This window comes from Lysinibacillus sp. 10T31 (genome assembly GCF_056394365.1).
This window is the reverse complement of record NZ_JBFTHS010000269.1, coordinates 1-367: the sequence shown is the minus strand read 5'-3', so window position 1 is coordinate 367 and position 367 is coordinate 1. Positions and strand designations below refer to the sequence as shown.

At 59.4% G+C, this 367-nt stretch carries 2 protein-coding genes; both read left to right on the top strand.

Annotated elements, in window-relative coordinates; all coding sequences use genetic code 11:
- Window positions 1–196: hypothetical protein (locus tag AC1DCY_RS27990; protein ID WP_477356126.1), on the top strand; the 196-nt coding region annotated here is incomplete at its 5' end.
- A gap of 12 nt (window positions 197–208) precedes the next feature.
- The coding region (locus AC1DCY_RS27985; protein ID WP_477356129.1) for an NHLP-related RiPP peptide at window positions 209–367 on the top strand (159 nt) is incomplete at its 3' end.

The window sequence follows — 367 nt, the reverse complement described above, 5'->3', positions numbered from 1 at the left end:
GCAGGGTGAGGTCCAGCGAGACCTCGCTGCGGGGTTCGAACATCACGATAGCGCAACGTCGGATCTGCATCTTTCATCATCCACCAGTGGAAACCGTAGTATGCGGGTTGCCCGCAACGGCCGCGGTACTGTGGAGGCGCTTCTGTGCAATGCACACATCGCCCTAAATGCCGAGCGTTGGTGGCCGATACCGTAAGTTCTACTCTGGATGATCGACATGGCTACCGACCCTCGCCTTTCCGCTGAAGATGCCGGCGTACTGCTGGACAACCTCATCAACGATACAGCCTTCCGCGAACGCTTCGCCGAATCGCCGGCCAAGGCCCTCTCCAGCATCGGTCTGGATGCTGCCTTGGGTGAGAAGGAC